This window comes from Wolbachia endosymbiont of Atemnus politus, assembly GCF_013309895.1.
In genome coordinates, this window is the sequence record NZ_JAAXCS010000069.1 from 1 (window position 1) to 7119 (window position 7119).

Annotated in this window: 7 protein-coding genes and 6 pseudogenes; 3 read left to right on the plus strand and 10 right to left on the minus strand. The window is 35.0% G+C overall.

Features of this window, described 5'->3' with window-relative positions; genetic code table 11:
• Positions 1-113 precede the first annotated feature (113 nt).
• Together HET73_RS09895 and HET73_RS09900 are read left to right on the plus strand one after the other, a co-directional pair.
• Positions 114-434 (plus strand): AEC family transporter, encoded by a 321-nt coding sequence (locus tag HET73_RS09895; RefSeq protein ID WP_246210164.1) that lies wholly within the window; start codon positions 114-116, stop codon positions 432-434.
• A gap of 216 nt (positions 435-650) precedes the next feature.
• The gene (locus HET73_RS09900) at positions 651-980 is read left to right on the plus strand and encodes an AEC family transporter (RefSeq protein ID WP_246210166.1); all 330 of its coding nucleotides are present in this window, start codon (positions 651-653) and stop codon (positions 978-980) included.
• Positions 981-1090: 110 nt separating this feature from the next.
• Here HET73_RS09900 and HET73_RS10105 read toward each other — a convergent pair.
• From HET73_RS10105 to HET73_RS08355, 8 genes and pseudogenes are all read right to left on the minus strand, one after another.
• A pseudogene (locus tag HET73_RS10105) lies at positions 1091-1465 on the minus strand (transposase); the annotation flags it as partial.
• A gap of 10 nt (positions 1466-1475) precedes the next feature.
• Positions 1476-1811 carry a transposase gene (locus tag HET73_RS05040; protein WP_174134124.1) on the minus strand — a complete coding sequence of 112 codons (336 nt, stop codon included), beginning with the start codon at positions 1809-1811 and terminating at the stop codon, positions 1476-1478.
• Between the two features lie 118 nt (positions 1812-1929).
• Positions 1930-2247 (minus strand): annotated as a pseudogene (locus tag HET73_RS05045) (IS630 transposase-related protein); the annotation flags it as partial.
• Positions 2248-2384: 137 nt separating this feature from the next.
• A pseudogene (locus HET73_RS10110) lies at positions 2385-2962 on the minus strand (IS110 family transposase); the annotation flags it as partial.
• Positions 2963-3285: 323 nt separating this feature from the next.
• A complete protein-coding gene (locus tag HET73_RS05060; RefSeq protein WP_246210167.1) occupies positions 3286-3666 on the minus strand; it encodes a hypothetical protein in 381 nt (126 codons plus the stop codon).
• A gap of 235 nt (positions 3667-3901) precedes the next feature.
• A pseudogene (locus HET73_RS05065) lies at positions 3902-4106 on the minus strand (phospholipase D-like domain-containing protein); the annotation flags it as partial.
• Positions 4064-5509: pseudogene (locus tag HET73_RS05070) on the minus strand (UbiD family decarboxylase). The pseudogenes HET73_RS05065 and HET73_RS05070, both read right to left, overlap by 43 nt.
• A gap of 3 nt (positions 5510-5512) precedes the next feature.
• Complete coding sequence (locus tag HET73_RS08355; RefSeq protein WP_246210169.1) at positions 5513-5722, minus strand: hypothetical protein; 210 nt, start codon at positions 5720-5722, stop codon at positions 5513-5515.
• A gap of 285 nt (positions 5723-6007) precedes the next feature.
• Between HET73_RS08355 and HET73_RS05080 the strand changes: the two genes are divergently transcribed.
• Entirely contained in the window at positions 6008-6178 is a 171-nt protein-coding gene (locus tag HET73_RS05080) for a hypothetical protein (protein WP_174134127.1), read from the plus strand.
• Here the strand turns inward: HET73_RS05080 and HET73_RS08360 are convergent.
• Positions 6167-6700: an ATP-binding protein gene (locus tag HET73_RS08360; protein WP_246210170.1), complete on the minus strand. Its 534-nt coding sequence runs from the start codon at positions 6698-6700 to the stop codon at positions 6167-6169. The two genes, HET73_RS05080 and HET73_RS08360, sit on opposite strands and share 12 nt — an antisense overlap.
• 83 nt (positions 6701-6783) lie before the next feature.
• Positions 6784-7119 (minus strand): annotated as a pseudogene (locus tag HET73_RS08365) (AAA family ATPase); the annotation flags it as partial.

A 7119-nucleotide genomic window follows, 5' to 3' on the forward strand; every position in this document is an offset into this window, starting at 1 on the left:
CGCTAGTTAACTATGAAACTTGAAAATAAATTTTATTTACTTTTACAATATCTTGAGATCTAATGTCATTTTATCAGTCAAAAATATCAATAGGGATTATAATTTAGGCTAATATGTTTTTTACCCTTTTTCTCAAAATATTGCCTATTTATATTACAATATTTATTGCTTATTTAGCAGGAAAATGTCTTACGATTGACATAAATACTATATCTCAAATGCTCTTTTATATAGCTAATCCAATAGTGATTCTGTATGGAGTATCTCATACAGAGGTTAATTTAAAAGTAATTTCTTTGCCGATTTTGATATGGTTTATAGGCAGCGTTATGTCCTTATTAGTGTATTATATTTCTTCTTTTTTATTTAAGGACAACACGAAAAATATATTGGCAGTACAAGCATGGGCTATTTTGGCTTGCCGATTGCCATGACCTTATTTGATGAAGATTCAGTATCTGTATATGTTGTCTGTTATAAGGAATGGCGCTGTTGGAAAATAGCTTAGGGTTTTATATAGCTGCAAATGTCATCTATACTGCAAAAGAATGCATGTTGAGGTTACTGAGACTTCCCTCATCTTTGCGATGATTCTAGGCTTTTTTTTTGAGTATATGCGGTATACAAATACCAACTTTTTGACAGATGTTATGATAAATATTAGAAGTGCATTTATTACATTAGGAATGGTGCTACTTGGAGTGAGCATTGCGCAAATTACAAATTTTAAAATAGATTGGAAGCCCACTTTAACCACTATTACAGCAAAGTACGTATTTTGGCCATTATTTGTTTTGGGAATTGTCCTGATAGACAAACATATCACAGGTATATACGATGAGAGTATATATAAAGCGCTTATGTTGCTAGCTATTATTCAAGTTTCTGTATCCAGTGTAATACTTGCTAATATTTTAAATTATGAACCAGATAGAGCTACTTTGCTACTTTTCATAAGTACTGCAGCTGGGCTCTTTTAAGTTCCGCTAATAATATCATTATTTTATGCCAAACTTGTTCCTCTTTGATTAGAAATTTAGGCAATATAACATCGAACATACTTATTAAAAGGTCCCATACTGAAAATTAGCTATTCAGTTTGTATAATGCACCTACCGTCTTTAGCATCAAGATAAAAATTGTTGTTTTTATCATGGCATTTAAACAAACGAAGATTTTTCTCATCACAGCAACTAATGCAACCTTAGCGACTTTAACAAGGTCAACTAAACGCTGGTTTCATTTTCCTGTTATGGCGAATAGCAACCACGGCAGACATGTATAATGCTTTTCGAGCATAAAATCTGCCACCTATGATTTGGGCTTTACTCACTTTCCTTCCGCTTTCATTAGTTTTTGGTGCAACTCCAATTAGACAGTCTATTTCCTTATTATCTAGCCTGCCAAGCTCAAGTACCTCTATGAGTAGGATACTTGCGATTTTTCGTCCAACACCTTTATAGCTATAGTATTATCTAAAATAAATGATAAAAAATCTCTAAAATGGTATTACCAACCAAAAGTTGTAAGTCTGTATATTGGTGCATGAGAGGTCTGAAGCGACTTTTGATGGTGTGCCAACAGTGTTCTATAGGATTCAAATCTGGTGAATATGTTTGAAGAAACAGCAGATGGCAGCCAAGAGACTCTATTAATGACTTTGTTTTAGGAGTTTTATGAAATGTAGCATTATCCATAATTATTGTAGTACCACGTGGCAATTTAGGTAATAACATCTTCTCCAACCATGTATTGAATACTTCTTTGTCACACCCACCTTTGAAAGTCATTGGTGCAATTTTCCAATCCATCCGCCTATTATACTCACTCTGTCCCGCTTTTTTCCTGGGATATCAGCATATATTTTTTCTCCTCTTGGAGCTCGTCCTATTCTCGGTATAATCTATTGTCAACTCCTTTTTCATCTATTTATAAAATGCTAGAGTGATCTATTTTTGAGATTTTATCGATGAATTGCTGCCTATCTTCTTGATTGCGCTCTTGATACAACGTGACTTTTTTAAAGGTTATTTTTAGCTGTTTTAACTTATACCAAATTGAATTTATTCCGAATCCTAGATTTTGTTTCATTTCTGCTAGCGTGTAATCCGGGTGTTTTTTGACATATTCTTTAAGTACTTCTGGGTCTATTTTGCGAATAAAACCTCCATTCTTTCCTGCCTTTAGGTTTTCACCGTTTGCCTTCTTTCTCAGCCATCTGTACAAGGTGGCAATTCCTATTTCTAGAAGCTCTGCTACCTCAAATTTTTACTTCTCTTTTTCCACCAAAGATATAGCTTTCTCTCTTAAATCTACACTGTATGCTACTATTTACCTCATATTTCCTTAATCCCATATTATACCTTTATCATTTGCTTTAGGAAGTACTTAGTTAGTAGGTTGCTTTTTTCCTTCAAATCAGGGTCAGAATTTATTATATCCTTTCTAATTTGTTCTAATTGTTTTTTGGCAAATTCTATCTGTTTTTCTATATATTCCCTGGCTTTTCCTGTAACCTTATGCAGACGACACATATTTTCATGAACGTCGTTGTTTAGGTTGCACTCAACTGCCCTTAATTTTTTTAGTTCTTCTTGCTTTTGTGAAACTATGCATTCTACTACCTTATCATTTTTCGTGATAAATTCGGCATACTTTTCTAGAAATTTTGCATCTAATTTGTCTGTTTTTGCAAACAGGCTTTTGCGAACGCATATGCCCGATTTGGGTGAGCTCTATGAACAGCTATACTATGTTCTCGCAACAATTTTATGACAAGTTTTTCGTAACCGCCTGTTTTACACATAACTTAACAAATATATTGTTAGTCATTCTTGATTTTATAAACTCAGATATAGCTCTTTCTGCATTCTCTATACTCTGATGTTTATTGTCGATTGAGATATCAAGTGTTTTTTTTTTTTTTTGAAACATCAATACCCATAAAAACTATTCTAGCCATTTTTATACCTACAAATATAATCAAACAATAACGTAAATGCTGTACAGATTCGATCTTTTAGATCTCTCTACCGTTCGTACTACATTTCTTTTAAGCCAGGAGTGTACTAAGGTGCCTAAGATTTAACCCAATTAACAGCTTGCTCATTATAGCCTCGCGGCTTTGATTTAATATACAACCCTGTACGTAATATGTAGAGAACTGCATTCAATATTTCTTTTTTGCTATACTTTTTCCTCCTTTCTTGTATTGAAATATTTTTCTATTTCACCTTTCACTGAAAGTGAACAACCTCTAAAACAGCTCCACGACACTCAGAAACATTAAAACATGTTTTTAAACTTTTGCCAAAACCCTGGTTTATTATCATTAACCTTTGTAAATGCTATATTTAAACTGAATTTCGGATCGTTTGGCACATCATATCTAATGTTAAGAATTGAAACTTTGTTGTTATTATAAGCACAAATATCGTCATACGATAGCTTTGTCGTGTAGCACTTTATACGCTTTTGCTTGTCATACACTATAGAACCTGATTCCCCTTCTAGTTCTACAAATTTAGCTTTTTTCTGACATTCTTTTATTTTTATCAAATCCTTATCCAGTAATATTGAAACAGGCAGCGTATTCCCAGCATATTCTTTAGCTAAATTTTCACTTTGAGGATACATCTTTATCTCCCTGCCATAATGCGAATCCATAAAATTGTCAGTATAGAACTTAGCATGTACACACTCATTAGTGGCATAAGGCACACCGCCATAATTGCATTGAACTTTATAGTCCCCTACTCCGTTATTATGAAAAAATCATGAATAGTAGTATAACTACCAGCAGCATCATTTATGTAATTCATTACCGAACCCTTAAAACTTTTAACTTATCGTACCATATGTAATTACATCAATCAACTAGAAAACTTTTTTGATAGCAAGTCTAGGAAGCATATTGATAAGATTGTGACATCCGTATCTTCCAGTTTTTTGTATACTGCTGCAGGGTAATTTTCAATAATTAATAAGTTCTCAGCATTCCCTTTAACAGCTGTCTTACTAAGGTTAAACGATCCTGTGATCATCTCTTGATTATCGACAATTATCACCTTATTATGGGCATTTTTTGGCTTGTCATCAATCCATACTCCTTCCACTTCTTCGTAACTTTTTTTACTATTTCTTCGCTCATTTCAATTTTTCTTCCCCACTCTCGTTTGGTTTCAGGCGGAATTTCATTTGTCGCATCAAATCCCATTTTACCACCAAGGCCACTTTCAAGAGAGGCAAAATCTAAATAATCAATTGGTGCATTCTTTATTGTGATTGTATCACGCACAGGGTCCATTTTGGTCAATATCGCCCACATCACTTCCTTCCAATCACGTATATTTATGTCATCATCAACGACTATAATAAATTTCGTGTATAAAAATTGTTTTAGAAAAGAGAGTATGCCCATAACAACACTTTTTACATGTCCTGGATAAGATTTTTTTTATCGATACCACCGCTATTCTATATGAACAACCTTCTGGTGGCAGATAAAAATCCACTATCTCTGGAAAGAGATTGATAATTATGGGCACAAAAATTTCGTTGAGTGCTTCGCCAAGAATTGATGGTTCATCAGGTGGCTTGCCAGTGAAAGTGCTGAGATAAATCGGGTTTTTACGCATTGTAATTGCAGTGATGTTAAACTCCGGAAATTGCTCAACAGAATTATAGTAACCAGTGTGGTCTCCATATGGTCCCTCATTTCTATACTTATCTAAACTCACGTAGCCTTCCAAAACGATTTCTGCGTGAGCCGGCACTTGAAGTGGTATAGTTTTACAGTTTACAAGTTCAAGCGGCTTCCTTCGCAGCAGTCCAGCAAATTGGTATTCTGACAATGTTTCTGGTACTGGGGTCACCGCGGCAATAAGCGTTGCAGGATCACTACCGATCACAGCAGCAGCAGGAAATTTCATATCCTACCTCTTCTCCTTCCAACGTTTATGGTGACCTGCTCCTCCACGATGTGCAAGCCAGCGCATTAGAGTCGTTTTTTATTCACAGCTTGCATACGATATATTCCAAGATTGAAATTATCTTGTTTATCTTCTGTTGGGCCTTTTGTCACCACAATCGGCCAAGTAATTAGCGGTGCAGGCTCATTTGGCCATTCTTGACATGGAGCTTTGCTCACAATTTTACTTCGCATTGATAGCACAACTTTTAGCAGAGGAAAAATCTTCATAGCATCTTTGAAGTTTTTTGGTGGCTCGGGAGATTGCAAAAATGCTAGAAGTTTACTTAGATCTCTCAGTTCACCAGGCAGTCCTAAAGCTATCCTATCAATCGTACCAAATAAATTCACCAAAACTGGAATCGCACTCTTACCGTTTTCTGTGACAACATTTTCAAAGATGATCGCCGGTCCTTTGTTTAACAAAACTCTGCGGTAAATTTCTGTCATCTCAAGAACTGTTGAAACGTCCTCCTTAACTCTAATCAGGTCTTTCTTTTCAACTAAGATTTTAATGAAGTCGCGTAGGTTGTTGTACATAACTTAAAACAAGTCTTCCAGTGTGATTATATGATGTATCGTATCTTTCAGATATTGGTTATCAGAAGCTCCATTTGCTGCAATTAATACCCAGAATATCTGCTTCTTTGATTTCGTTTTTTCTCTATAAACTGTTTCCCTTCTCTTTAATTGTTCAATAAATTCCTTCGTTACTGCATAAGGTTTATCGCTATAGTTTATCTCACAGAGCATTACACAGCCATCTTCTCGATCAAAAACTAAGTCAAACTGAGCCCCACTTTCTTTAATGTTTTTCTCTGGGTGATGTTGCCAATCTCCACATATAACTCCTATATGTTCTATATCTAGTTTTCCTCTTATTTTATTGGCATGTTTAAAACATACCGCTTCAAATGTTTGCCCTGTCCATGTTTGCCAAGCTGGTTTCTTTATTGCTAACTCCCAATAGTAGGCATCACTTATTATTGCCCTTTTTGTTACTTCTTTAAACGGCTCAATCCATATTCATGGCATATTTTGAGAGGAAATAGTATATTAAGAGATATATTAGAGGGCAAAATATGCGGAAAGAGAGGCAGGGGAAGACCAAGAATGATGTGGCTTGATGATTTAAAGAAGTCTGATACATACCAAGTTCTTAAACAGAAAGCACAAAACAGAACGGGATGGAGAGCTTCATTTGTGTAGCCAAGGACCTGCATTGCAGAGAACTAAAGAAGAAGAAGAAGAAGATACTCCTCTTTTTGCTTTACTCAGTGGTAAAAAAACACCAATAAATCCTGCTTCTTCAAAACTCCTCAATTTAGTAGTTAAGCGACCGCCCTCAGCGATCTTAGTCGTTTTTATAAGTTCCTTCCTGCTTATCCCTTTTAGCTTTTTTACAATTGCACGAATGATATTTAGATATGTCTCTGGCTCTTCATACAAAGAGTGGAACAGCAAATCAAATTCATCAAATAACAAACCTCCCTTCTGAAAACAGATCACATTAATGTTTTGTGCTGCTGGAAATCCTTTACTTACTTCTTTAAGGTAATGTGGTATTCCTCCCATAGCCATATAGATCTGTAATATCTGCTGGTGATTAAGGGTGACTCCTAAACATCTTAGATACTCTTTAGTTTCACATAAGTTAAAAGGCTGCAAAGGTTCTCTTGCAATAATACGATTATGTAATCCTCCTTTATTATAGATTAAATTTTCTAACATCCAGGAAGCTGCTGAACCGCAAACAATCAAGATAAGCTTCTTCCGGTATGTCCAATGTATATTCCAAAAATATTCTAATGCTTTTAGAAAACCAGATTTTTTGTAGCTAGCCATGGTAGTTCATCAAAAAATAAAACAACTTGTTCATTCTCATGTGTGTTATCAACGGCAAGTGTTAATTGTTGTAATGCATCCATCCAATTTTTAGGCAAAGCCATTTTTGCACCTTTGTAAAAAGTATTTGATAACGACTGTGTAAAAATTGCAAGTTGTTCCTGCAGGGCACCATTATTAAGACCAGTCTGTTCAAATAAAATATCAGCATGTTTACTGAAAAATTGTTTTATTAGGTACGTCTTACCCACACGACGTCGACCGTAAACAGCAATAAATTCATCAGATTGGGAAAGAAGCTTACT

Excerpts from the sequence above, each read along its gene's own strand:
- HET73_RS09900 (WP_246210166.1), top strand. The coding sequence starts at position 651 with ATGATAAATATTAGAAGTGCATTTATTACATTAGGAATGGTGCTACTT.
- HET73_RS08355 (WP_246210169.1), bottom strand. The coding sequence starts at position 5,722 with ATGCTCTGTGAGATAAACTATAGCGATAAACCTTATGCAGTAACGAAG.
- HET73_RS05040 (WP_174134124.1), bottom strand. The coding sequence starts at position 1,811 with ATGGATTGGAAAATTGCACCAATGACTTTCAAAGGTGGGTGTGACAAA.
- HET73_RS08360 (WP_246210170.1), bottom strand. The coding sequence starts at position 6,700 with ATGTTAGAAAATTTAATCTATAATAAAGGAGGATTACATAATCGTATT.
- HET73_RS09895 (WP_246210164.1), top strand. The coding sequence starts at position 114 with ATGTTTTTTACCCTTTTTCTCAAAATATTGCCTATTTATATTACAATA.
- HET73_RS05060 (WP_246210167.1), bottom strand. The coding sequence starts at position 3,666 with ATGGATTCGCATTATGGCAGGGAGATAAAGATGTATCCTCAAAGTGAA.